Annotated in this window: 23 protein-coding genes; 12 read left to right on the top strand and 11 right to left on the bottom strand. The window is 71.8% G+C overall.

Annotated features, from left to right (window positions below; genetic code table 11):
* Positions 1-3: 3 nt before the first annotated feature.
* Positions 4-489 (bottom strand): helix-turn-helix domain-containing protein, encoded by a 486-nt coding sequence (locus ACPXBU_RS14205; protein ID WP_393366050.1) that lies wholly within the window; start codon positions 487-489, stop codon positions 4-6.
* Positions 490-699: 210 nt separating this feature from the next.
* On the opposite strand from ACPXBU_RS14205, the gene ACPXBU_RS14200 reads away from it, so the two are divergent.
* Complete coding sequence (locus ACPXBU_RS14200) at positions 700-1,713, top strand: potassium channel family protein (protein WP_393366052.1); 1,014 nt, start codon at positions 700-702, stop codon at positions 1,711-1,713.
* A 34-nt stretch (positions 1,714-1,747) separates the two neighbouring features.
* Here the strand turns inward: ACPXBU_RS14200 and ACPXBU_RS14195 are convergent, their stop codons facing one another.
* Positions 1,748-2,227, bottom strand: coding sequence for a MarR family winged helix-turn-helix transcriptional regulator (locus ACPXBU_RS14195; protein WP_393366053.1), 480 nt, complete (start codon positions 2,225-2,227; stop codon positions 1,748-1,750).
* An 82-nt stretch (positions 2,228-2,309) separates the two neighbouring features.
* Here ACPXBU_RS14195 and ACPXBU_RS14190 point away from each other — a divergent pair, with 82 nt between their 5' ends.
* The gene (locus ACPXBU_RS14190; protein ID WP_425758334.1) at positions 2,310-2,954 is read left to right on the top strand and encodes an FMN-dependent NADH-azoreductase; all 645 of its coding nucleotides are present in this window, start codon (positions 2,310-2,312) and stop codon (positions 2,952-2,954) included.
* Between the two features lie 69 nt (positions 2,955-3,023).
* Here ACPXBU_RS14190 and ACPXBU_RS14185 read toward each other — a convergent pair whose 3' ends face one another.
* The 3 genes from ACPXBU_RS14185 to ACPXBU_RS14175 form a co-directional block, all read right to left on the bottom strand.
* Complete coding sequence (locus ACPXBU_RS14185; RefSeq protein WP_425758333.1) at positions 3,024-4,058, bottom strand: 2-oxoacid:ferredoxin oxidoreductase subunit beta; 1,035 nt, start codon at positions 4,056-4,058, stop codon at positions 3,024-3,026.
* On the bottom strand, positions 4,051-5,898 hold the full coding sequence (locus ACPXBU_RS14180) for a 2-oxoacid:acceptor oxidoreductase subunit alpha (RefSeq protein ID WP_393366059.1): 1,848 nt from the start codon (positions 5,896-5,898) through the stop codon (positions 4,051-4,053). The genes ACPXBU_RS14185 and ACPXBU_RS14180 overlap by 8 nt, the downstream gene beginning before the upstream one ends.
* Positions 5,899-6,196: 298 nt before the next feature.
* The gene (locus ACPXBU_RS14175; RefSeq protein WP_425758332.1) at positions 6,197-7,663 is read right to left on the bottom strand and encodes a hypothetical protein; all 1,467 of its coding nucleotides are present in this window, start codon (positions 7,661-7,663) and stop codon (positions 6,197-6,199) included.
* A gap of 128 nt (positions 7,664-7,791) precedes the next feature.
* Between ACPXBU_RS14175 and ndhC the strand changes: the two genes are divergently transcribed.
* Positions 7,792-8,169, top strand: a complete 378-nt coding sequence (gene ndhC / locus ACPXBU_RS14170; protein WP_088986508.1) for an NADH-quinone oxidoreductase subunit A — start codon at positions 7,792-7,794, stop codon at positions 8,167-8,169.
* Positions 8,170-8,236: 67 nt separating this feature from the next.
* Here the strand turns inward: ndhC and folP are convergent, their stop codons facing one another.
* The gene (gene folP / locus ACPXBU_RS14165) at positions 8,237-9,106 is read right to left on the bottom strand and encodes a dihydropteroate synthase (protein ID WP_393366062.1); all 870 of its coding nucleotides are present in this window, start codon (positions 9,104-9,106) and stop codon (positions 8,237-8,239) included.
* Between the two features lie 153 nt (positions 9,107-9,259).
* On the opposite strand from folP, the gene ACPXBU_RS14160 reads away from it, so the two are divergent.
* The 7 genes from ACPXBU_RS14160 (at position 9,260) to ACPXBU_RS14130 (ending at position 15,685) form a co-directional block, all read left to right on the top strand.
* Complete coding sequence (locus ACPXBU_RS14160) at positions 9,260-9,901, top strand: DivIVA domain-containing protein (RefSeq protein ID WP_425758331.1); 642 nt, start codon at positions 9,260-9,262, stop codon at positions 9,899-9,901.
* The gene (locus ACPXBU_RS14155; RefSeq protein ID WP_393366066.1) at positions 9,898-10,395 is read left to right on the top strand and encodes an SRPBCC family protein; all 498 of its coding nucleotides are present in this window, start codon (positions 9,898-9,900) and stop codon (positions 10,393-10,395) included. Before ACPXBU_RS14160 ends, ACPXBU_RS14155 begins: the two co-directional genes overlap by 4 nt.
* A gap of 40 nt (positions 10,396-10,435) precedes the next feature.
* Complete coding sequence (locus ACPXBU_RS14150; protein ID WP_425758330.1) at positions 10,436-11,017, top strand: DNA-3-methyladenine glycosylase I; 582 nt, start codon at positions 10,436-10,438, stop codon at positions 11,015-11,017.
* 13 nt (positions 11,018-11,030) lie between these two features.
* On the top strand, positions 11,031-11,654 hold the full coding sequence (locus ACPXBU_RS14145; RefSeq protein ID WP_425758329.1) for a hypothetical protein: 624 nt from the start codon (positions 11,031-11,033) through the stop codon (positions 11,652-11,654).
* A 131-nt stretch (positions 11,655-11,785) separates the two neighbouring features.
* Entirely contained in the window at positions 11,786-12,844 is a 1,059-nt protein-coding gene (locus ACPXBU_RS14140) for a pectinesterase family protein (protein WP_425758328.1), read from the top strand.
* Positions 12,841-14,373 (top strand): cellulose binding domain-containing protein, encoded by a 1,533-nt coding sequence (locus ACPXBU_RS14135; RefSeq protein WP_425758327.1) that lies wholly within the window; start codon positions 12,841-12,843, stop codon positions 14,371-14,373. The genes ACPXBU_RS14140 and ACPXBU_RS14135 overlap by 4 nt, the downstream gene beginning before the upstream one ends.
* 34 nt (positions 14,374-14,407) lie before the next feature.
* Positions 14,408-15,685 carry a cellulose binding domain-containing protein gene (locus ACPXBU_RS14130; protein WP_425758326.1) on the top strand — a complete coding sequence of 426 codons (1,278 nt, stop codon included), beginning with the start codon at positions 14,408-14,410 and terminating at the stop codon, positions 15,683-15,685.
* A 106-nt stretch (positions 15,686-15,791) separates the two neighbouring features.
* Here ACPXBU_RS14130 and ACPXBU_RS14125 read toward each other — a convergent pair whose 3' ends face one another.
* The 4 genes from ACPXBU_RS14125 to ACPXBU_RS14110 are packed head-to-tail and all read right to left on the bottom strand — an operon-like array spanning position 15,792 to position 20,020.
* Positions 15,792-17,033 carry a DUF1501 domain-containing protein gene (locus ACPXBU_RS14125; RefSeq protein WP_425758325.1) on the bottom strand — a complete coding sequence of 414 codons (1,242 nt, stop codon included), beginning with the start codon at positions 17,031-17,033 and terminating at the stop codon, positions 15,792-15,794.
* Between the two features lie 14 nt (positions 17,034-17,047).
* A complete protein-coding gene (locus ACPXBU_RS14120; RefSeq protein WP_425758324.1) occupies positions 17,048-18,346 on the bottom strand; it encodes a DUF1800 domain-containing protein in 1,299 nt (432 codons plus the stop codon).
* A gap of 59 nt (positions 18,347-18,405) precedes the next feature.
* Positions 18,406-19,197, bottom strand: coding sequence for an enoyl-CoA hydratase-related protein (locus ACPXBU_RS14115; RefSeq protein ID WP_425758323.1), 792 nt, complete (start codon positions 19,195-19,197; stop codon positions 18,406-18,408).
* Positions 19,198-19,201: 4 nt separating this feature from the next.
* Positions 19,202-20,020, bottom strand: a complete 819-nt coding sequence (locus ACPXBU_RS14110) for a PaaX family transcriptional regulator (protein ID WP_393366081.1) — start codon at positions 20,018-20,020, stop codon at positions 19,202-19,204.
* Positions 20,021-20,210: 190 nt separating this feature from the next.
* Here ACPXBU_RS14110 and ACPXBU_RS14105 point away from each other — a divergent pair, with 190 nt between their 5' ends.
* Positions 20,211-20,378, top strand: a complete 168-nt coding sequence (locus tag ACPXBU_RS14105; RefSeq protein ID WP_007455245.1) for a DUF3117 domain-containing protein — start codon at positions 20,211-20,213, stop codon at positions 20,376-20,378.
* A gap of 146 nt (positions 20,379-20,524) precedes the next feature.
* Entirely contained in the window at positions 20,525-22,000 is a 1,476-nt protein-coding gene (locus ACPXBU_RS14100; RefSeq protein ID WP_425758322.1) for a leucyl aminopeptidase family protein, read from the top strand.
* Between the two features lie 6 nt (positions 22,001-22,006).
* On the opposite strand, the gene ACPXBU_RS14095 is transcribed toward ACPXBU_RS14100, so the two are convergent.
* Positions 22,007-22,576 carry an O-methyltransferase gene (locus ACPXBU_RS14095; RefSeq protein WP_393312754.1) on the bottom strand — a complete coding sequence of 190 codons (570 nt, stop codon included), beginning with the start codon at positions 22,574-22,576 and terminating at the stop codon, positions 22,007-22,009.
* Between the last annotated feature and the right edge of the window lie 46 nt (positions 22,577-22,622).

Genomic DNA, 22,622 nt, shown 5'->3' with positions numbered 1-22,622 from the left:
GGCCTACGCGGCGGTCAGCCGCCGCGCGCCCGCCCGGACCCACGCGCAACCCCGCAGAGCGGCGGTACGCGGACCGGGGCGCGAGCCGCCAGCGGAGGCCATCGCCCCGACGCAGAGGGTCGGGCCGCTCGCCCCGGGCGCCCGGTGCAGGACCGGCCTGCTCGTCCGGAGGGTGTGCTGACCCGCGTCGTGTCGGGCGACCTCGGCCCGTTCGGTCCGGGTGAGTTGCGCCCGGGGTGCGGCCGGGATGCGGGGCTCGACCCGGCGCAGGTCGTCGCGGGCCTCCTCCAACAGGTCGGACAGGCGGATGCCGAGCGCCCGGCAGATCGCCGCGAGCACCTCGGAGGAGGCTTCCTTGCGGCCCCGCTCCACCTCGGACAGGTAGGGCACGGAGACTCCGGCGGTGGCGGCCACCTCGCGCAGCGTGCGGCCCTGGCTCTGGCGCAGTCGGCGGAGCACTCCGCCGATGACTCGTCGCAGCAACGACATGCCGGCCTCACTTTCGCGGTCGTCGTCGGGAACACCCTCATCATGCCCGTCCCCGGCCTTCCGGGCCGACCCATCCTCTCCCGGTCGCGCGCCCAGGAGCGGTACGGCTCCGCGGGAGACCTGTGCCCGCTGCGCAACCCGGACGTGCCGGGGCCGGCGTACCCGCTATGTTGTGCTCGTGCAGGCGACGGTGGCGGGGCAGGTTCGACGGTGATCCATTTTCCCGCGCAGCGCCGGGGCCCACTGAGCGCGCTGAGCCTTCGGCTCGCCGCCGCGCTGGGCCTGGTCTTCGCCGTGGTCGCCGCCGTCTATCTGGGCCGCGAGGGCTACCGCGACGTCAACGAGGACGGCCTCACCCTGCTCGACTGCTTCTACTACGCGGTCGTGTCGCTCTCGACCACCGGTTACGGGGACATCACCCCGGCCGCGCCGTCGGCCCGACTGGTAAACGTCCTCTTCATCACCCCGGCCCGAGTGATCTTCCTTATCATCCTGGTCGGCACCACCCTGGAAGTTCTGACCGAGCAGTACCGGACCGGCCGTCGCCTGTCGCGGTGGAGGAGAGCCGTGAAGGACCACGTCATCATCTGCGGCTACGGCACCAAGGGGCGCAGCGCGGTCTCCGCCCTGCTGGAGAACGGTCTGGATCGGTCGCGGATCGTGGTGGTGGAGCGCAGCGCCGCCGCCCTGCGGCAGGCGACCTCCGCCGGTCTGGTGGCGATCGAGGGCTCGGCGACCCGCTCGTCGGTGCTGAACGAGGCACACGTCAAGAACGCCAAGGCCGTGATCATCGCGACCGACAGTGACGACGCGTCGGTCCTTGTCGCGCTGACCGTACGGCAGCTCACCGCCGGACAGGTCCGCATCATCGCCGCGGCGCGGGAGGCGGAGAACGCCCCGCTGCTCAAGCAGAGTGGCGCGCACCATGTGATCGTCTCGTCGGCCACCGCGGGTCGGCTGCTCGGCCTGTCCACCTCGGCCCCGCCGCTCATCGACGTGGTGGAGGATCTGCTCACTCCGGGTCAGGGCATGGCGCTGGCGATGCGCTCGGCGGAGCGGGACGAGGTGGGTCGCTCGCCGCGCGAGCTGGAGTCCTTGGTGATCGCCCTGGTGCGGCGGGGCAAGGTGGTCACCCTGGCCGACCGGGCCGGTGCGGTGATCGAGACCGGCGACATGCTCGTGCACGTCCGGGACGACCGTCCGCAGTCGGCGACGACCGCCTGACCGTCCCGTCGTGAGCGGGCGGTAGAGGCGTGGCTCAGAAGGTCTCGTCGCCGGTGCAGATCGCCTCGGTGCAGCTGACCGGCGTCGTGGCGGAGGCCCGCCGGAGCAGCTCGTAGAGCGTCTCCCGCTCGCTGGGCGCCAGCGCTCCCAGCACCTCGTCCTCGGCTCCGGCGAGGGCGCATTCGGCCTCGCTGAGGCGTTTCGCACCGTCTTCGGTGAGGTCGACGACGTGCCGGCGGCGGTCCTCGGGGGAGCGGCGGCGCTCGACGAGTTGCTCCGCTTCCAGGTCGTTCAGCAGCCCGACGATGTTCGTGCTGTCCATTTCCAGGATGGCGGCGAGCGCCTGCTGGCTGGTGCCACCGCCGGCTCGCAGCACGGTGAGCGCGACCAGATGCCGCGGCCGCAGGCCCAGCGGCGCCAGCACCGACTCCGACCGCAGCCGCATCCGCCGCGCCAGATGGTCCAGGAGGGCACCCGAGCGGTGCTCCGAGGGGGCGGGCGGCAGGGCGGACATGTGACCCAGTCTACCGACCGGACGGAACATCGGCCTGCTATAAATAGTTGGTGCTGCACAGACGATCCTTGGAGGAGGAATAATGCATCTGCTGCATATCGACTCAAGCATTCGGGGCGACTGGTCGATCAGCCGTCGGCTCACCGCCCGCGCGGTCGCCACGTGGCGTGCGGCCCACCCGGACGGCACGGTGACCTACCGGGACCTCGGCGCGGAACCGCTGCCGCACCTCGACGCGGCGGGCGGCCTGGCCCGGATGACACCGCCGGACCAGCACACCCCGGCCCAGCGCGAATCCTGGGAGCTCAGCGAGCGGCTCGTCGACGAGGTGAAGCAGGCCGACGTGGTGCTGCTCGGCCTGCCGCTCTACAACTACGGCGCGCCCAGCAGCGTCAAGTCCTGGGTCGACCACCTGATCGTCGCCGGCCTCACCTACGACCCGACGACGCAGGAGGGCCTGCTCGGCGGCCGGGAGTTCGTGGTGCTGGCCACCCGGGGCGGCGGCTACGGGGAGGGCACCCCGCGCCATGGCTGGGACCACGCGGAGCAGTGGCTCCCGCACGGCCTGTCGATGACCGGCCTGGAGCCGCGCTTCATCAGCACCGAGTTGACCCTGGCACCCTCGGTGCCGGCGATGGCCGAGCTGATCCCGCTGCACGAGGCGAGCCTGACGGCGACCGAGAAGGAGATCGACAACCTCTGGACGCCGGCCTCCGCCCAGCGCTGAGGCACCGCCGGTACGACGAGAGCGGCCGCCCCCGGATCGGGGACGGCCGCTCTCGTCAACACTGTCGGATCAGAGGATCGTCCAGGTGTCGCCGCTGGCCAGGAGGCCGGCGAGCTGCTGCTCGGGAGTCTCGGTGACCGTCGCCTGGGCGGCCGCGAGTTGACCCTGCACCACACTGTCGTAGGACGGTCGGTCCACCGAGCGGAACACCCCGATCGGAGTGTTGCGCAGGTCCAGCCCGGGCAGCCGGGACAGCGCGAAGGCGTACGCCGGATCGGCCACCGTGGCGTCGTGCACGACGATCTCCTCCGGGCGGACCGAGCTGGTCTCCCGCACCTCCAGACCGAAGGCGCCCGGCGGGTGCACCACGCAGAACTGCCCGTCGGCACCGAAGGTGATCGGCTGGCCGTGCTCCAGGCGGATCAGGTAGTCGTCCCGGGTGGACGGGTCCTTGAGCTGCTCGAACGCCCCGTCGTTGAAGATGTTGCAGTTCTGGTAGATCTCCACGAACGCCGAACCCTCGTGCTCGGCGGCGGCCCGCAGCACCGACTGGAGGTGCTTGCGGTCGGAGTCGATGGTCCGGCCGACGAAGCTGGCCTCCGCTCCGAGCGCGAGCGAGAGCGGGTTGAACGGGGCATCCGCCGAGCCGGCCGGGGTCGACTTCGTGACCTTGCCGACCTCGGACGTCGGCGAGTACTGGCCCTTGGTCAGACCGTAGATCCGGTTGTTGAACAGCAGGATCTTGAGGTTGACGTTGCGCCGCAACGCGTGGATCAGGTGGTTGCCACCGATGGAGAGCGCGTCGCCGTCGCCGGTGACCACCCAGACCGACAGGTCCGGCCGGGACACCGACAGGCCGGTCGCGATCGCCGGGGCGCGCCCGTGGATCGAGTGCATCCCGTAGGTGTTCATGTAGTACGGGAAGCGCGACGAGCAGCCGATCCCGGAGACGAAGACGGTCCGCTCGCGGGGGATGTTCAGCTCCGGCATGAACTGCTGGATGGCGGCGAGGATCGCGTAGTCACCGCAGCCGGGGCACCAGCGCACCTCCTGGTCGGACTTGAAGTCCTTCGCGGTGAGCTTGAGGGCGACGGGCTCAGACATTCTTCAGGACCTCTTCCAGCGTCGTCTCCAGCTCGGCGGCCGTGAACGGCAGGCCGCGGACCTGGTTGTAGCTGATCGCGTCGACCAGGTAGCGGGCCCGGATGACGTGGGCGAGCTGGCCCAGATTCATCTCCGGGATGACCACCTTGTCGTACGCGCGCAGCACCGCACCGAGATTGGCCGGCATCGGCGCCAGGTGCCGCAGGTGCGCCTGGGCGATGGACAGCCCGCGCTGGCGCACCCCCCGGCACGCCGCGCCGATCGGCCCGTACGTCGAGCCCCAGCCGAGGACCAGCACCCGGGCGTCGCCGTCCGGGTCCTCCACCTCGATGTCCGGCACCGGTATCGCCTCGATCCGGGCGGCGCGGGTGCGCACCATGAAATCGTGGTTGGCCGGGTCGTAGGAGATGTCTCCGGTCTTGTCGGCCTTCTCCAGCCCGCCGATCCGGTGCTCCAGTCCGGCCGTGCCGGGGATCGCCCACGGCCGGGCCAGGGTCTCCGGATCACGCAGGTAGGGCAGGAAGGTGGTGCCGTCCTCGCCGTTGGGCTCGGTGGCGAACTCGACCCGCAGGTCGGGCAGCGACTCGACGTCGGGCAGCAGCCACGGCTCGGAGCCGTTGGCGACGTAGTTGTCGGACAGCAGGATCACCGGGGTGCGGTAGGTGAGCGCGATCCGGGCCGCCTCCAGCGCCGCGAAGAAGCAGTCCGACGGTGACCGGGGCGCGATCACCGCGACGGGCGCCTCGCCGTGCCGGCCGTAGAGCGCCATGTTGAGGTCGGCCTGCTCGGTCTTGGTCGGCATGCCCGTCGACGGGCCGGCGCGCTGCACGTCCACGATCACCAGGGGCAGCTCCAGCGCCACCGCGAGGGAGATCGTCTCGCTCTTGAGCGCCACGCCGGGGCCGCTTGTGGTGGTCACACCGAGCGCCCCGCCGTACGACGCGCCGAGCGCCGCGCCGACCGCGGCGATCTCGTCCTCGGCCTGCACCGTGGTGACGCCGAAGCGCTTGTGCTTGCTCAGCTCGTGCAGGATGTCCGACGCGGGCGTGATCGGGTACGCGCCGAGGAACACCGGCAGCCCGGAGCGGACCCCGGCGGCGACCAGACCCAACGAGAGCGCCGCGTTGCCGGTGATGTTGCGGTAGGTGCCCGGCTTCATCTTCGCCGGCTTGACCTCGTAGCGGACCGCGAAGTCCTCGGTCGTCTCGCCGAAGTTCCAGCCGGCCCGGAAGGCGGCGACGTTCGCGGCGACCAGCTCCGGACGGGACGCGAACTTGCGCTCCAGGAAGCGCAGCGTCGACTCGTAGGGCCGCGAGTACATCCAGGAGAGCAGGCCGAGGGCGAACATGTTCTTCGACCGCTCGGCGTCCTTCTTGGACACCTGGTAGTCGGTAAGCGCGCCGACGGTCATCGAGGTCAGCGCCACCGGGTGCACGACGTAGCCGGCCAGCGAGTCGTCGTCCAACGGGCTGGCCTGGTAGCCGACCTTGGCGAGGTTGCGCTTGGTGAACTCGTCGGTGTTGACGATGATGTCCGCGCCGCGCGGCAGGTCGGCCAGGTTGGCCTTGAGCGCCGCCGGGTTCATCGCCACCAGCACGTTCGGCGCGTCGCCCGGGGTGAGGATGTCGTAGTCGGCGAAGTGCACCTGGAAGCTCGACACGCCGGGCAGGGTGCCGGCGGGAGCGCGGATCTCGGCGGGGAAGTTTGGCAGCGTCGAGATGTCGTTGCCGAGCTGCGCCGTCTCCGAGGTGAACCGGTCGCCGGTCAGCTGCATGCCGTCGCCGGAGTCACCGGCGAACCGGATGACCACCCGGTCGAGTTGACGGATCTGCTTGGTCACTCTGCCACCTTCGTTCGCGACTGCGGGGCTCGCAAAACCTCGCCTTGCCCGGCCACGGAACCTCCTCGACGCAACGTTTCACCGCACCGCCCCAGGCTGGTCCGGCCGCTGTCGTACCTCATCTGAGAGCCTACGTCTAAGGGAGCCCTAACCAGCGCCGGAGGTCCGCCGACTGGGACCGAACTGGGCACGGAATTGCCCGTTTTTGCGCGCTTATGCCCCGGCCGCCGTAATTCAGATCACCACAGATCCGCTCCGCCGACCCCCGGACACACGCGGTCCGGGGGTCGCTCGTCGGTCAGTCGGCGGGGTGGGACGCCGGTTCGGGCGCCGGGCCGGAGAACCGACGCCGCAGCGAGATGGTGGCAAGCGTGAGAGCCAACACCACAAGCAGCGCGGAGACCACGATCAGGATGATCGCCGTACGCCGCACCGAGGTCATCCCCTCGTCGTCGTCGGCGGCGGCACCCCCGGGCAGCACGCCCTGGGAGCCGGTCGGCGCGGGCGGTGAGACCACGGGCGTGGCCAGCGCGGCCGCCGCGGTGATCCGGAAACTCATCTGCATCTGCCGGGTCGTGCCGCTGCGCGGGTCGAGTTGGCCGATCACGGCACCGGACAGCGGCGCCTCCCGCTGCGCCTGCGGCGTCGCCTCCACCGGCAGCCGCAACTCGGCGGTCCGGCCCGCCGCGACCGTGCCCGCGTCGCAGCGGGTCCGGGTCGGGTCGACCGACACGCAGCCGGCCGGTGGGGTCGAGACTGTCACCCCGCTCGGCAGGACGACCTCGACCCGGCCGGCGGCGTCCACCGCGCCGGTGTTGCCCAGCCGGAGCGTGAGGGTGCTGGCGGAGCCGCTGATGTCGAAGGCGACCTCGTCGGCGGCGAGCGTGATCCCGGGCACCGGGGGGCCGGGCGGGAAGAGCACCGCGAAGCCCTGGTCGTCGACCGCCTCCCCGGGCATCCCCGGCGCGTCCGCCACGACCTGGACGGAGCCGGCGAGGGGCATCTTCTGCCACGCGGTGCCGTCGACCCGCAGGCGGAGCACAGCGCTGAACCGGACGCCGGCTCCGGCCGTCCAGGCCCCACAGTGGTACGTACCGCCGCCGGCGGCGGCGCAGCCCTTCGTCCCCGCGTCGGTCAGTCCGAGCGGCAGCGTGTACGAGAGGCGGATCCGTTGCGTCGTCGTGCCGGTGTTGTGGACCGTGACCTGCAGGGTGGTGGCGGTGCTGGCCGCGTTCCAGTACGCCTTGGAGAGCGTGACGTCCTGGGTCGTGACCTGCACACCGAGCGGATTCGCCGGCGGCGCCTCCGGACCCGGGGCAGGCGGGCGGACCGGCGGGACCGGGGGCGCCGGCAGCACCGGGGGCGCCGGAGGGGCCGGGGGTGCCGCGGTGGGTGCTCCGCCCGGCGCGGGCGCGTTGTTGCTCGGTGCCGGCGGCACGTCCGGCGCGGTGGTCTCCGGCGCCGGCGGCTGCGTCTGCGGCGGCGGCGCGGTGGTCTCCGGCGCCGGGTTGCTCGGCTCCGGCGAAGCACCCGGCTCCTCGGTCGGGGGCGGCTCGTCCGTCGGGCTGGACCCGGGGTCACCCCCGGGTTCGCTGACCGGGTCGGTCATCGTCACGACCGGGCCGGCCTCCGGCGTCGCCGCGCTGGCCCAGGCCGGCCCCACGGCGAGCGCCGCGAACAGACCGAGTACGAGCGAGGTCGCCAGCAGGGACCTGGGGTGCCGCCCCTCCGCCCGCGTACCGGGCGATGCCTTCAGGCGGGCCATCTGTCCTCCGGTGCATGGGTGGGTGTCCAATGGTCGGTAACAGTTGCCCCGGCGCACTAGTCCCATCGGGAAACAAATCCGTAACGTGTTTGGGATGGCCCGCACGGGCGGACGGTAGGCTCCCGACTGTGACCGGATACCTGGGCTCGTACGCGACGCTCGGGCTCTTGCTGCTCGCCAGCGTTCTGTTCTTTGTTACGGCGTTCTCGGCCAACCGGGTGTTACGCCCCGCACGTCCGGCCGACCCGCCGGGCAAGCGGGCCAGCTACGAGTGCGGGCTCGACCCGGTCGGCGCCGACTGGGCACAGATGCAGATCCGCTACTACGTCTACGCGTACCTCTACGTGCTGTTCGCGGTCGAGGCGGTGTTCCTCTTCCCCTGGGCGGTGGTCTTCGACCGGCCGGGCTTCGGCCTGGTGACGGTGGTGGAGATGGCGGTGTTCGTGGCGGTGCTCGCGCTCGGCATCCTCTACGCCTGGCGCAGGAACATCCTCCGCTGGACCTGAACGTCGCCACCTCCGGCGATCGGCCCGGTCCGCCCGACCGTTGTCGGTCGCTCCCGGCGACGACCGGTCAGGCGAGGCCGCGGCGGGTCGCCGACGGTGGGCGGTCGCCCCGGATCGAGGCCACCATGTCCAGCACCCGCCGGGTCGGGCCGACCTGGTGGGCCCGGAACACCCGGGCGCCCAGCCAGGCCGAGACCGCCGTCGCGGCGAGCGTGCCCTCCAGCCGTTCGGGCACCGGCAGGTCCAGCGACTCACCGATGAAGTCCTTGTTGGAGAGCGCCACCAGCACCGGCCAGCCGGTGTCGGCCAGCTCGCCCAGTCGGCGGGTGATCTCCAGGGAGTGCCTGGTGTTCTTGCCGAAGTCGTGTGCCGGGTCGATGAGGATGCCGTCGGGGCGTACCCCGGCCGCCACCGCTCGCTCGGCGAGCCCGGTCACCGTCGCGACCACGTCGGTGACCACGTCGGTGAAGGCGGCCCGGTGCGGCCGGGTCCGTGGGACCAGGCCGCCGGCGTGCGAGCAGACCAGGCCCGCGCCGGTCCGTGCGGCCACCCGGGCCAGGGTCGGGTCGGCGCCCGACCAGGTGTCGTTGAGCAGGTCGGCGCCGGCTGCCACGGCCTCCGTCGCCACCTCGGCGCGCCAGGTGTCGATCGAGATCACCACCGTGGGGAACGCGGCCCGGACGGCGGCGATGGTGTCCACCGTGCGGCGGATCTCCTCGACGACGTCCACCTCCGCGCCGGGGCCGGCCTTGACCCCGCCGATGTCGATGATCGCCGCACCGTCGGCGACGGCCCGCTCCACCGCGCGCAGAGCACTGTCGGCGGCGTAGGTGGCCCCTCGGTCGAAGAACGAGTCCGGGGTGCGGTTGACGATCGCCATCACCACCAGCTCGTCGGGGGCGAACGTGCGCCCGCCCAGCCGAAGCGCCCCGGCCATGCCCGCCTCCTGAGAGTCTGCCGTCGCTGCCGCGTCGGCCGACCCCGACGCTAGTCGCTGGTCCGGCCGCGACTCCGGGCGGCTTCGGTACGGATCGTGATCGGGACGGGTGGCGGGGTCGCTCCCGGCCGGCTGCCGTGCCACGATCAGTACATGGGTCAGCTTCTGCTCCTCCTGGTCGTGGCGTTGACGGTCGCGGCGGTGATATTCGGCGTGACGGTGCTGGTCAGCGGCCGTGATCCCGGTCTGGTGCCCGCCGAGCCGGATTCGCAGGCCGTGGCACTGCCCGGCACCCGGCCACTGCGCGAGTCCGACGTGGGCGCGGTCCGTTTCGACACCGCGTTGCGCGGGTACCGGATGGCTCAGGTCGATCAGGCGATGCGCCGTGCCGCCTACGACATCGGCTACAAGTCCGAGCTGATCGGCGTGCTGGAGGCGGAGGTCACCGCGTTGCGTGAGGGCCGCACCGACGACGCGGACGTGCTGCGCGACGCCCGCGAACAGTCCGCCAGCAGGGCGACGACCGCCGACGCGGCGCAGTCCGACGCGACCGAGTCCGACGCGGTGAAGTCCGACGCGGCCGAGTCCGACGCGGCCGAGGCCGGGGCCGCACCGGTCGGCTCGACAAGCGCGGGTCCGGAGCCCGCCGCCACCTCGTCACCCGCCGATTCCGACGGTGTGGCGTCGGCCGTCGTGCCGTCCGGTGCTACGGCGGCCGACCCTGAGCAGACCGACGGCGCGCCCGCCGACGGCACCGGCCAGCACGGCAAGACGGTTCGGTCGGAGTCGGTGTGACCGGCACGGGCGGCGCTGACGATCTTCGTGAGGCCGCCCAACCCGGTGCCGGTGAGGTCACCGCCACCGTGATCGTCGACGCTCCCGCCGAGCGGGTCTTCGCCGCCCTGCTCGCCTGGGAACGTCAGTCCGACTGGATCCCGTTCACCCGGGTGCGCGTGGTCGAGGGCGACGGGCGCGAGGGCAGCCGCATCGAGGCGGTGACCGCGCTCGGTCGGGCCGTGCTGCGCGACGAGATGCGGGTGGTCCGGGTCGACGAACCGTACGAGATCGGCGTGGTGCACTACGGCCAACTGCTGCGCGGCCCCGGCGTGCTGCGCTGCACCCAACTGGACCGGGACCGCACCCAGGTCGTCTGGCACGAGTGGTTCCACCTGCCGGGCGGCCGGGCCGGTCGACTGGCGTGGCCGGTGCTCTGGCCGGGCTCCAAGCTCGGCCTCACCCAGGCGCTGAAGAGGTTCGCCCGACTGGTCGAGCAGGGCCGGCTGCCCTGACCGCGGTGGGGTGTCGGAGCGATGCCCTAGCGTGTACGACGTGACTGACCTGGTGATCGGTGCCGACGGGCTGCCTCGCTGCGCCTGGGGGTCGAGCACCCCCGACTACGCCATCTACCACGACACCGAGTGGGGTCGCCCGCTGCGCGGCGACGACGCGCTCTACGAGCGGATGACGCTGGAGGCGTTCCAGTCCGGGTTGTCCTGGCTGACCATCCTGCGCAAACGCCCGGCGTTCCGGCTGGCCTTCGACGAGTTCCACATCCCCACCGTCGCCGGATACTCCGACGCCGACGTGACCCGGCTGCTCGCCGACGCCGGCATCGTCCGCAACCGGGCCAAGATCGAGGCGGCGATCGCCAATGCCCGCGCCGCTCTGGAGGTGCCGGAAGGGCTGTCCGCGCTGCTCTGGTCCTTCGCCCCGGAGCCCCGAGCGGCCCGCCCCGCCTCGTTCGCCGAGCTGGCACCGATCACCGCGGAGTCGACGGCGATGGCCAAGGCGCTCAAGAAGCGCGGCTTCCGGTTCGTCGGCCCGACCACCGCGTACGCGCTGATGCAGGCCACCGGCATGGTCGACGATCACATCGTCGGCTGTCACGTCACCCTCGCACCGGCGACGTGATGGGATGGCAGGCATGACGACCGAGACCGCGTACCGGGCCGGGGGATCCGGCCGTGCCGACGGCGTGGGCACCTGGGCCGTGCTGCTGCCCGCCGAGCGGTACGAGGCCGAGCGGCTCGTGCACCACGACACGCTGGAGCTGACCGGCCTGGCCGACAGCACCCGCCCGGGTCCGGGAGACCAGGTGGCGGTGCTTGTCGACGCGCCGCCGCGGCTGGTCGCGCTCGGTCGGGTCCGCGCCCCGGGTCAGCGTCACCGCGAAGACCCGGACGACCCGCAGTCCCCGGTCGAGCCGGGAACTGTCGTCGTGGCGTACACCCGGCGGGCCTTCGACGAGCCGGTGCCGGCCGACCTGCTGACGCTCGACGGGCCGATCACCGCGCTGGAGCCGGCGGCCTTCCGGGCGCTGGCCGACCAGCTCGGCCCGCCCCCGGCGCGGCGCACCTGGCTGGTCAGCCTCGACCTGCCGATCGAGGCCGGCACGCGAGCCGAGGCGGTCCGGCTGTTCTGGTCGTACGTGCAGGAGTTGGGCCCGCGTGAGCTGCCCGCCTTCGTCTCGCCGTCCGACGACGAGCTGGCCATGCAGGCGTTCGTGCTGGGCGCGGAGGCCAACCAGGACCCGGAAGAGGACGAGTAGCACCGTTCCGTTCGGTTGGGCCGTTCATTCCGTTTATATTTCCAACCATCGATGTTAGCGTTAACTTACGTCGTCGTCTGCCAGTCGGCATGACCTTCGGCGGAGGGCCCCCGTGGAATCGGAGGACGCTTATGACCACATCCGGCTGGATTCGTCGCGCGCGCTCGGTGGCGGTGGTGACGGTGTGCGCTCTCGCCGCCACGGTCTCGATGGTTTCCGCCGCGTCCGCCTCCGCGACCATCACCGTGGCCGCCGACGGCAGCGGCACCTACACGACGGTGCAGGCGGCGGTCGACAGTGTCGCGGCGAACAACGGCGTTCCGGTCACCATCAGCATCAAACCCGGCACCTACCGGGGCGTGGTCACCATCCCCGCCAACAAGCCCTATCTCACGTTGGCCGGCGCCGGCGGCTCCGCGACCCAGGTGGTGATCGTCGAGGGGCACGCGTCCGGCCAGACCAAGCCCGGTGGCGGCACGTACGGCACGTCCGGCAGTGCCTCGGTCTTCGTCAACGCCAACGACACCACGATCAAGAATCTGACCATGGCGAACGACTTCAACGAAGCCGCCAACACCCTCGACGCCGAGCAGGCCGTCGCCGTCAACACCTCCGGCGACCGGGTGCAGTTCGACAACGTCCGCATCCTCGGCAACCAGGACACCCTGCTGGTCAACGCACCCAGTGTCAGCTCGGTCCGGCGTCTCTACGTTCGCAACTCCTACGTAGAGGGCGACGTCGACTTCGTCTTCGGGCGGGGCACCATGGTCTTCCAGAACGGCACCGTGCACTCGCTCACCCGGGGCTCGTCGTCGAACAACGGCTACGTCACCGCTGCGGCCACCGACATCAAAAACAGGTTCGGCTTCCTGTTCTGGGGTACCACGCTGACCAGCAACGCTCCCGCCAGGACCGTCTATCTGGGCCGCCCCTGGCACCCCAGCGGCGACGTCAACGCCCGTGGCCAGGTCCTCTACCGGGGCGTCGCGATGGGCGCGCACATCCGCACCGATCCCTGGACCGACATGTCCGGCTTCTCGTGGAGGAACGCCCGCTTCGCGGAGTACGGCAGCACCGGCGCCGGCGCGGGCATCAACGCCAACCGGCCCCAGCTGAGCGCCGCCACCGCCACCCAGTACACCCCCACCGCCTACCTGGCGGGTAACGACGGCTGGAACCCGATCCGATGACGAAGATCCGGTCCTTCGAACACAGTCAGCCTCTCGTCCGCCCGCGCACCCGACTCGGGACAATCCGGCACGCACTGGCGAGGACGCGTACCGCGGCCCTCATCGCGGTCGCCGCCGGGGTGCTCGCCGCAGGTCTGCCGGCCCTCAGCGCCCAGGCAGCGGTCGGCGACGGCACCCCGACCGACTCGAACATCAGCTTCGTCGGCCGGTGGAACAAGGCGAACGCCTCGGCCTACGTGCCCTACTGGGCCGGCGCGTACCTGCGGGTCGGGTTCACCGGCAAGACGGTGAAGCTCCGGCAGCGCAACACCATCCAGCTGTGGGCCAGCATCGACGGTAGGGCGTTCACGTCCTTCACCGGTTCCGGCACGATCAACCTGACGCCGACCGCGTTGGCGGCCGGCAACCACACGCTGATCGTCAGTTACCGGCAGGTGGCCGGCTCCTACACCGGAGACGCGGTCTTCCAGGGACTGGTCCTGGATTCGGGCGCGGGCACGTTCAAGCCGCCGCCCCGCCCCAAGCTCGTCGAGTTCGTCGGTGACTCGATCACCGCGGGCGCCACGAGCAGTCAGCTTGCCGTGACGGACTACGGCTTCAAGGTCGGTGAGAGGCTCGGCTACGACCACACCCAGATCGCGATCGGTGGCATGTGTCTGGCCGAGACGACCGATGGGTGCTGGGCGCAGACGACCCGCTACTGGATGTCGTCCGGTGGCCAGGTCGGCACCGACCAGTGGGACTTCTCCCGCTACACGGCCGACGGCGTGGTGATCAACCTGGGGACCAACGACAAGAGCCACGGTGTGAGCCCCGCGGCCTTCCAGGCGACGTACACGACCTTCCTCACGAGGATCCGGGCCAGGTTTCCGAACGCCAAGCTCTTCGCGATGCGGACGTTCATCGGTCGCTATGCGGCGGAGACGGAGGCCGCGGTGCGGGCACGCAACGCGGCGGGTGACGCCGACGTGTTCTACCTGGACACCACCGGCTGGCTGCCGTCCGGCGGTCTGAGCGACTCGGTGCACCCGAACGACGCGGGTCACCAGGCCATCACCGACAGGCTGGCCCCGATCCTCAGCGCACGACTGACCACGACCCCGGCCCCCACGACCGCGCCGCCCACGACTACGCCTCCCACGACTACGCCTCCCACGACTACGCCGCCCACGACCGCGCCGCCCACGACCGCGCCGCCCACTCCTGGGGCCGGGGCCTGCGCGGTCACCTACCGCAAGACCGGTGACTGGGGTACGGGCGCCCAGTTCGACGTGACACTCGGCAACACCTCGACCGTCCCCGTCGACGGTTGGACACTCACCTGGTCCCTGCCCGGCAGCCAGCGGATCACACAGTCCTGGAACGCCACAGTCACCCAGTCCGGCGCCGCGGCCACGGCGGTGAACGCCTCCTGGAACGCGGTGATCCCGGCCGCCGGTTCGACGAGCTTCGGATTCGTCACCGACAGCCCGCTGGGCGGAGCGACAGGTTTCGCCCTCAACGGCTCCCCGTGCGCCGTCGCCACGTGATGCCGAGCGTCTCCGATCAAGGCAGGAGTACCCGATGAAGGTTCGCCGATCGCGTCTTGTGGTTTTGGCGGCAACGGTCCTGACCGTCGCGGCCAGCGGGCTCGGCATCGCCACCGCCCAGGCCGCCACCCCGGCATGCGGTGTCACCTACCGGGTCACCAGCCAGTGGGCCGGCGGGTTCGGAGCCGACGTCGTCGTCACAAACCTCGGTGACGCGGTGACCAACTGGGCCGTGCAGTGGAGCCTCGCCCCCGGGCAGGGCGTGACGCAGGCGTGGAACGCCGCCGTCACGGTCACCGGCACGGCGGTGACCGCCACAAACGTGAGCTACAACGGCGCCGTCGGCTCTGGCGCATCTGTCAGCTTCGGCTTCACCGGCTCGTGGAGCGGCAGCAACCCGGTGCCGTCGTCGTTCTCGTTCAACGGCACCACGTGCGCCGGCCCACCGGCAGCGACCCCCACCGCGCCGACGCCGACGCCAACGTCGACTCCAACGCCAACGCCAACGCAAACACCGACGTCGACACCAACGCCGACGGCAACGCCGTGCCCCAGCCCGAGCACGCCGTCGCCGACCCCTTCCACGTCGCCGGCACCCGCGCCGATCAAAGTGTGGATGGCCGGCGACTCCACGATGATGAATGCCAGTTCCTGTCCGATCGGCTGGGGCAGCCAGTTCGCGTCCTATCTCACGTCGGACGTCACCGTGCAGAACAGCGCCGTCGGCGGTCGCAGCATCCAGACGTGGCTGTACGAGGGCAATGTGACCTCCACCAAGAACTCGGCCGGCGAGTGCACGCTCAGCTCGACCGCCTACAGCGCCCGGTGGTCGGCGATGCTGAACACCGACAGCGGCTTCAAGTCCGGTGACTATCTGATCATCCAGTTCGGCATCAACGACGGTGACTCGGCCTGCCCGCGACACGTCGGCACCAACCGCTTCAAGGAACTGCTCGGCGTCATGGCGACGGCTGCCAAGGCCAGAGGTGTGAAGCCGATCTTCGTCACGCCGGTCGCGGCAATCACCTGCAGCGGCAGCACCGCCGTCGGCAATCGCGGTTTCGTCGCCGAGACGACGGCTGCGGCCGCCGCGAACGGCGTACCGGTCATCGACCTGCACGCGAAGAGCGTGGCGCTCTACAACACGCTCAGGCTGTGCCCGAACAACGGCAACTACTCGACGGGGGCGGTCGGTGCGTTCTTCTGCAACGACCACACCCACTTCGAGGCCGCCGGCGCCAGACAGATCGCCGGCCTGATCGCCACCGCCCTCCGGGCGCAGAACATCCCGCTTTCCGCCCACCTGAGGTGACAGCCATCCCGCCGGCGGCGGATACGACCGGATCCTGGGCCGCCCAGGCGGGCAACGTGCCCGCCTGGGCGGCCGGTCCCGGCGAGAACACGTCGTCGTCGACCATCTAGAACAGCTTGTCGAGGCGTCCCCGCCAGTCGGCGAGCACCGGGCCCGGGTCGGTGTCCAGCACCCGTTCCAGCAGCGTGGCGTAGACGTCCCGGAAGTCGGTGGTGAATTTCAGGTCGCCGTCGTCGAGATCGGTGAGGCTCGGCGGCGCGCCGTGCCAGCCGCCGCGTACGCCGGCGCCCAGCAGCAGGACGTCCGAGGCGGTGCCGTGGTCGGTGCCGTCCGAGGCGTTGGCCCGGACGCGGCGGCCGAACTCGGAGTAGACCGCCACCACCACCTTCCGGCCCGCCTCGGTGCGGCTCATCCGGTCGGCGAACCCGGTCAGCGCCCGGTCCAGCTGACCCAGCAGGACGGCCTGCAACTGCTTCTCGTCGGCGTGCGTGTCGAAGCCGCCGAGCGACACCGAGAAGGCCCGGGTGGACACTCCCGCCTCGACGCACTGCGCGACCAGGTCCAACTGCGCGTCCAGCGGCGTGCGTGCCCCACCGGTCGCCGTCGCGGGCGCCTGTTCCCCGTCCGGGTCCGCCGCGTCGGGGTCGGCGGAGTCGCGTACCTGGCGGATCATCTCGTCCACCGACCGCAGGTCGGCGAAGCAGGCGGCGGCCCGGCCGCGGGCCGCCGACTCACCCGCCTCGGCGGCGGCGAGCGCGGTGAGTGTCTCCGCCGGCAGGCCCTTGGCGGCCTTCCGGTCGGTCACCGGCACGGCCGCGCCCGCGCTCCGCGCCCCGGCCAGCAGCGGCGGCAGCGCCGGTTCGAAGGAGACCGCCAGCCGGGGGTCGCCACCTGCGGAGTCCAGCCAACGGCCCAGCCAACCGGTGTTGCCCGGCCGGTCCGGCTGTGCGGTGTGCCAGATGTCCATCGACCGGAAGTGGCTGCGGTCCGGCTTCGGGTAGCCGACCCCGCGCACGATCGCCAGCCCGCCGTCGGACCAGCGCCGGTGCAGGCCGGCCAGTGCCGGGTTGAGGCCGAAGCCGTCGTCCAACCGCAGCACCTCGGAGTCCGGGTAGGCCAGCTCGGGGCGGGCCGCCCGGTAGGCCGGATCGGCGTACGGGATGACCGTGTTGAGCCCGTCGTTGCCGCCGTAGAGGGTCACCAGCACCAGCGTGCGAGCCTGTGGATCACGGTCGCCGCTGGTGTCCAGCAGGTCCCGCAGGCGGTACGCGCCGGCGCCGGCGGCCAGCGCGCCCGCGCCGACCACCCCGCTGGTCAGCAGGAACCTGCGTCGGGTCTGGGTGTCCATGTCGACTCCTCCGCTCAGCTGACTGTGTATTCGGGGCTGACCAGGCCGGCGGCCAGCAGCTTGCGGGGCTCGCCGGCCAGCGGGGTGAGGGCGGCGCGGGTACGCGCGCTCCAGCCGTCCACCACCAGCAGTCTCGCCAGCGCGTCCGGTCGGCCGGCGGTGGGCGCGGCGGTCAGCCGGGCCAGCACCGCCGGGTTCACCGCGGCGGCGAGGGTCCCGGCCGTCCGCAGCCGCGCCTGCAACGACGAGGTGGTCAGCCAGGCGGCTCCGGCCGGCCAGCCGCCGACGCTTGGCGGTCGCAGCGGCACCTGGTCCAGCGCGTTCAGGCCGGCCAGCAGTTGTTTGTGTTGCTGCTCGGGCAGGGCGGAGGGTCGGATACCCAGCTGCCGCAGCGCGCCGACCAGCCACTCCACCGGCTGTTTGACGAGCGTGCCCCGGGTCTGGGCGAAGGCCGGCGCCGAGAAGATCGCCCGCAGGGTCGCGACGGTGTCCGCTCCGGACAGGCCCGCCGGCGCCGGGACGTCGGTGCCGGCGTAACGGAACCAGAGCCGCCCGGCCACGAACGTCGCCGCCGCGGGTTGGGCGGCCAGCAGCCCGGCGTACGCCTCGGCGTCGAACCGGCCGCTCTGCCCGAGAATCGTCTTCTCGCCGGGGTCGTGTCGTTTGGCCTCGAAGTGGGCCACCCCGGTACGTCTGTCGACCACCCAGCCGGTCAGGGCGCGCGCGCCGGCCTTCACGTCCGCCTCCGAGTAGGCGCCGATGCCGAGGGTGAACAACTCCATCAGCTCGCGGGCCAGGTTCTCGTTCGGCGCCTTGCGGGTGTTCTTCTGCCCGTCCAGCCAGATGATCAGGGCGGGGTCGCGCACCATCGCGGCGACGAGTGGGGCGAGTGGCCCGCGTGCGTGCCGGCGCAGCGTGTCCAGTTGGCCCTGCATCACACGTGCCGACTTGACCTTCTGCGCGCTCGTCGCCCAGTGCCCGTGCCAGAAGAAGAGCAGCTTCTCGGTCAGCCCGTCCTCGGCGGCCACCATCCGGTCCAGCCACCAGCCGGTGACCTGCTGGAGCTGCTTGCGCCGCTCGGCGTTGGCCTGCTGCCGCTGCTCGCGGGTGGAGTCCTTGGTCAGCTGGGCGTACGGATCCGGGGCCAGCGCCGGCGGCGGGGTGGCCGCCGCGCCACGGTCGGCCCGGGTGGGGGTGAGCAGGTTGTCCAGGGTGGCCGCCGGCCCGGCGCGCTCGGCGGCGTCCACCTCGTCTGCGGTCGGCCCGAAGGTGGCCCGGCGCAGCAGGTGCGCCACCGCTTCACGATCGCTCATGGACGCCGACGCTAGGCGTCTGGTGTTCGAGGACGGTAAGGGTGGCGTGCGAATCGCGTTCAGCGTCCCTCGAAGACCGGTTTCTGCTTGCCGACGAAGGCGAACGTGGCCGCCCGGTGGTCGGCGGTGGCGCCGCAGATCGACTGGGCCTGCGCCTCGGCCGCGAGGGCGTCGGCGAGGGTGCCGGCGTCGGCGATGGAGAGCTGCCGCTTGATCGCCCCGTAGGCGACCGTCGGGCCGGCGGCGAGGCGAGCGGCCAGCTCCTGGGCGGTCGGCAACACCAGCTCGTCGTCCTCCACCAGGCGGTTGAGCAGGCCGATCCGGCAGGCCTCCTCGGCGCGTACGGGCTCGGCCAGCATCAGCAGCTCCACCGCCTTGGCGTGGCCGACCAGCCGGGGCAGGGTCCAGGAGGCGCCGGTGTCGGCGGCGAGGCCGACCTTGGCGAAGGCCATCAGGAAGCTGGTGGTCGGGCCACCGATGCGGATGTCGGCGAGGAAGGCGAGCGACGCGCCCGCGCCGGCGGCCATGCCACGGACCGCGGCGACCACCGGCTTGGGCAGGTTGGCGAGCCGGGCGGCGATCGGGTTGTAGTGGGTCCGCACGGTGCCCAGGGGATCACTCACGGAGTTCTCCAGCGTCGACACGTGCTCGCGCAGGTCCTGACCGGCGCTGAACGATCCGCCCGCCCCGGCCAGCACGACAGCCCGGCAGGACCTGTCGGTCTCCAACTCCGCCAGGGCGTCCCGCAGGGCCTCCTTCAGCGCCACGTCGAGCGCGTTCATCGCGTTCGCCCGGTTCAGCGTGAGGGTGACGACGGCGTCGGTCCGGTCGACCAGCAGCGGCTCGGTCACGTGTCTAACGACCCTTCTGTCGGACGAGGCGGTTGCCGGCGTCGAGGCACTGTTCGACGTACCGGTCCGCAGCCGGACGCAGGCGGGCCGCGTGCCGGTCGAAGAAGCTGGCCGCGGCGGTGCCGGGCCAGCGTTCGGGCAGCAGCGCCGGGGGTAGCTGCGGGTCCCGGAAGAGGAACGTACGCCACGCGTGCACCAGCCGGAACCGGGTCGCGTACGCCTCCTCGTCGCTGCTGCGCACGGTGACGGCGGAGAGCAGTGGGCGCTGGTCCGCGACGAACTGCTCGTAGGCACGGCCGATCTCGGTCAGGTTCCAGGCTCGCCGGACCACGCCCATCGCGCCGGGGGTGCCGGCGAAGTGCGAGGCGGTGAACCGCTCGAACCGGATGCCGGCCTCGGCGAGGATCAGGTCGACGTCGTCGGCGGGACGGGTGGCGACCCAGGTCTGCTCGTCGAGCGTGCCGTAGCCGAGGAAGCTCAGGTTCGAGGCGAGCCGCTGGCGGTCCCGTCGGGAGCCCGGGGCCTCCAACACCAGCAGATCGAACCGGCCGTCCCAGGTGACCCGGCCGGTCCGGTAGATCCGGGACGCCGCCTCGTCGAGTCGCCGGGCGGCTTTCGGTGTGATCGAATATCCCGGCCCGGAGATCAACCGGAGCGGTTCGAGCCAGCCCTGTCGCACCATCCGGGACACGGCGGTGCGAACTGCTGGCGGTGCGATTCCCAGCGGCGCCAGTAGCTTGACCAGGGCAGCAACCGGTGCGCGGCCACCCCTCGGCCGGAGGTGGTCGCCGTACAGGTCGAAGAGTGCCGACCGTGCCTGCATGACCGCACATTGTGACAGGCCTTCTCAAGATAAGCTAGATGCTGTTACATCAATGCTGCTCCGGTTTGGGTCCGGCGGTGTTCATCAGGGAAAATCGTCAGTCGACACCCCCGCGACCGTTGCGGGTGGTCGTGACGAAGTGGCTGTGGGGCAACCCACCGACCCTGGTGTAGGTCTGAGGGGAGACAACATGGCGGCGATGAAGCCGCGGACGGGCGACGGTCCGCTGGAAGTCACCAAGGAGGGGCGGGGCATCGTCATGCGGGTCCCGCTGGAGGGCGGTGGCCGGCTCGTCGTCGAGATGACTCCCGACGAGGCCAACGCGCTCGGTGACGCGTTGAAGGCGGCGGCCGGCTGAGTAAGGAGTGGTCCGGGCGGCTTCCGCCGCCCGGAGCGTTCTGCGGCCCTGAGCCACCGGTGGTACCGGTGGCTCAGGGTCTTCATCACCGCGGGCAGGCGGCCTGAGTTCCGCTCCGCGACACTTTCCTGGAGGTACGGTTCCGCGTGCTCGCCATCCGTCTGATCGCCGAGCCCGACCGGCTCGACGTCCTCGTCCTGCCTGTCCGTCCCGCCGGTCCGGCAGCCGGAGATGACGCCCCGGCCGAGCCCGTGTCGACCGCTGCGACCCCGCCGGACGACACGGCCGACGAGGCGGCCGCGCTGGTGTCGGCGGCCCGACTGAACGGCCGATCAGGCGAGATCCACACCCAGCTGCGCCCCGGACGTACCCCCGGCCGGCTCCTGCTGCTCGGCATCGGCGACGGCGGCGAGGCGGCCTGGCGGACGGCCGGAGCGGCCCTGGCCCGCTCCGCAGCGAATGAGACGCATATCACCATCGCGTTGCCGACCGAGCTGACTCCGGCCGCGGTGCGCGGGTTGACCGAGGGGCTGCTGCTCGCCCCGTACCGGTACCGGCTGACCGAGGCCGGCGACACGCCGACGCTCGACGGCGTCGACCTGCTGCTCGCCGACCCGGCCACGTTCGAGGCCACCGTCGCCACGGCCCGCACCACGGCGGCGATGACCCATCTCGCCCGTGACCTGACCAACACCCCGTCCTCGGTGAAGACCCCGCAGTGGTTCGCCGACCAGGTGGCGTCCGCCGCCGCCGACCTGCCGGACCTGCGACTGCGGGTCCGTGGCCCGGCCGAGTTGGCCGCCGAGGGCTTCGGCGGGATCCTCGCCGTGGGCGCTGGCTCGGCCAGTGGCCCCCGGCTGGTCGAGCTGGACTGGCACCCCGCCGACGCGCGTACCCACGTGGTGCTGGTCGGCAAGGGCATCACCTTCGACACCGGCGGCATCTCGATCAAGCCGGTGCCGGCGATGAAACTGATGCGCAAGGACATGGCCGGCGCGGCCGCGGTCGTCGCCGCCACCCTCGGCGCCGCCGCCCTGCGGCTCCCGGTCCGGATCACCACGCTCACCCCGCTCGCCGAGAACATGGTCAGCGGCTCGGCGTTCCGCCCCGGCGACGTCATCCGGCACTACGGCGGAACGACGAGCGAGACGACGAACTCCGACGCCGAGGGCCGACTGGTCCTCGCCGACGCCCTGGCGTACGCGGTGCAGCAGCTCAAACCGGACCTGCTGCTCGACCTCGCCACCCTCACCGGCGCCAACGCCGTGGCGCTGGGCAAGCGCACCGCCGCCCTGTACAGCGAGAACGACCAACTGGCCGCCGACGTGCTGGCCGCGACCGCTGCGGCCGGCGAGTCGGCCTGGCGGATGCCACTGCACAACGACTACGCGGAATACCTGGGCAGCGACATCGCCGACCTCTACAGCGCGCCGGCACAGGGCGCCGGCTCGGTGCTGGCCGCGCTCTACCTGCGCGAGTTCACCGGCGAACTACGGGACCGCTGGCTGCACCTGGACATGTCGGCCCCGTCCTGGGCGGACGGCGACCAGGACGAGGTCAGCCGCGGCGCCACCGGCTGGGGCGTGCGCTGGCTGCTGCGCTGGCTGGCCAGCGTCGACTAGCCCAGGTCAGCACTTCACCGCGGCGAGCACCCCGTGCCCGACCGGAAGCAGCGCGGGGATCCAGTGCTCCGACTCCCGGACCGCTTTGATCGTCTCGCGGACCGTCACCGTCTCCGCGTCCCGGGCGGCCGGGTCGCCGATCCGGCCGCCGGCCAACACGCCGTTGAGCGCGAGCACACCGCCCGGGCGCAACAGCCGCAGTGCGGCTTCCACGCAGGCATGGAAGCCGGTCGCCTCCGCGTCCACGAAGACCAGGTCGTACGCGCCGTCGGCGAGCCGGGGCAGCACGTCGAGCGCGCGCCCGGTGATGATCCGCGTACGGCCGGCCGCGAAGCCCGCCTCGGCGAAGATCCGCCGGGCGATCCGCTGATGCTCCACCTCCACGTCGATTGTGGTGAGCACACCGTCGGCGCGCATGCCGCGCAGCAACCACACCCCGCTCACTCCGGTGCCGGTGCCGATCTCCACCACCGCACGGGCGTTGCCGGCGGCGGCCAGCAGCCGCAACGCCGCTCCCGCGCCGGGGGTGACCGCGTCGAGGCCCACCTCCAGGGCCAGGCTGCGGGCGGTGCGCAGGACGAGATCCTCGGTGACGTACGACTCGGCGAACTGCTGAGCCTGT

This window comes from Micromonospora sp. DT231 (assembly GCF_049847025.1).
GTDB lineage: Bacteria > Actinomycetota > Actinomycetes > Mycobacteriales > Micromonosporaceae > Micromonospora.
The sequence above is the reverse complement of the archived record's forward strand: the minus strand, read 5'-3'. Positions and strand labels throughout refer to the sequence as shown.

Bases quoted from the DNA above. Each gene is read 5' to 3' on its own strand.
- ACPXBU_RS14175 (WP_425758332.1), bottom strand. From the start codon at position 7,663: ATGGCCCGCCTGAAGGCATCGCCCGGTACGCGGGCGGAGGGGCGGCAC.
- ACPXBU_RS14195 (WP_393366053.1), bottom strand. From the start codon at position 2,227: ATGTCCGCCCTGCCGCCCGCCCCCTCGGAGCACCGCTCGGGTGCCCTC.
- ACPXBU_RS14140 (WP_425758328.1), top strand. From the start codon at position 11,786: ATGACCACATCCGGCTGGATTCGTCGCGCGCGCTCGGTGGCGGTGGTG.
- ACPXBU_RS14135 (WP_425758327.1), top strand. From the start codon at position 12,841: ATGACGAAGATCCGGTCCTTCGAACACAGTCAGCCTCTCGTCCGCCCG.
- ACPXBU_RS14145 (WP_425758329.1), top strand. From the start codon at position 11,031: ATGACGACCGAGACCGCGTACCGGGCCGGGGGATCCGGCCGTGCCGAC.
- ACPXBU_RS14160 (WP_425758331.1), top strand. From the start codon at position 9,260: ATGGGTCAGCTTCTGCTCCTCCTGGTCGTGGCGTTGACGGTCGCGGCG.
- folP (WP_393366062.1), bottom strand. From the start codon at position 9,106: ATGGCCGGGGCGCTTCGGCTGGGCGGGCGCACGTTCGCCCCCGACGAG.
- ACPXBU_RS14120 (WP_425758324.1), bottom strand. From the start codon at position 18,346: ATGAGCGATCGTGAAGCGGTGGCGCACCTGCTGCGCCGGGCCACCTTC.
- ACPXBU_RS14125 (WP_425758325.1), bottom strand. From the start codon at position 17,033: ATGGACACCCAGACCCGACGCAGGTTCCTGCTGACCAGCGGGGTGGTC.
- ACPXBU_RS14190 (WP_425758334.1), top strand. From the start codon at position 2,310: ATGCATCTGCTGCATATCGACTCAAGCATTCGGGGCGACTGGTCGATC.
- ACPXBU_RS14205 (WP_393366050.1), bottom strand. From the start codon at position 489: ATGTCGTTGCTGCGACGAGTCATCGGCGGAGTGCTCCGCCGACTGCGC.
- ACPXBU_RS14110 (WP_393366081.1), bottom strand. From the start codon at position 20,020: ATGCAGGCACGGTCGGCACTCTTCGACCTGTACGGCGACCACCTCCGG.
- ACPXBU_RS14185 (WP_425758333.1), bottom strand. From the start codon at position 4,058: ATGTCTGAGCCCGTCGCCCTCAAGCTCACCGCGAAGGACTTCAAGTCC.
- ACPXBU_RS14130 (WP_425758326.1), top strand. From the start codon at position 14,408: ATGAAGGTTCGCCGATCGCGTCTTGTGGTTTTGGCGGCAACGGTCCTG.
- ACPXBU_RS14105 (WP_007455245.1), top strand. From the start codon at position 20,211: ATGGCGGCGATGAAGCCGCGGACGGGCGACGGTCCGCTGGAAGTCACC.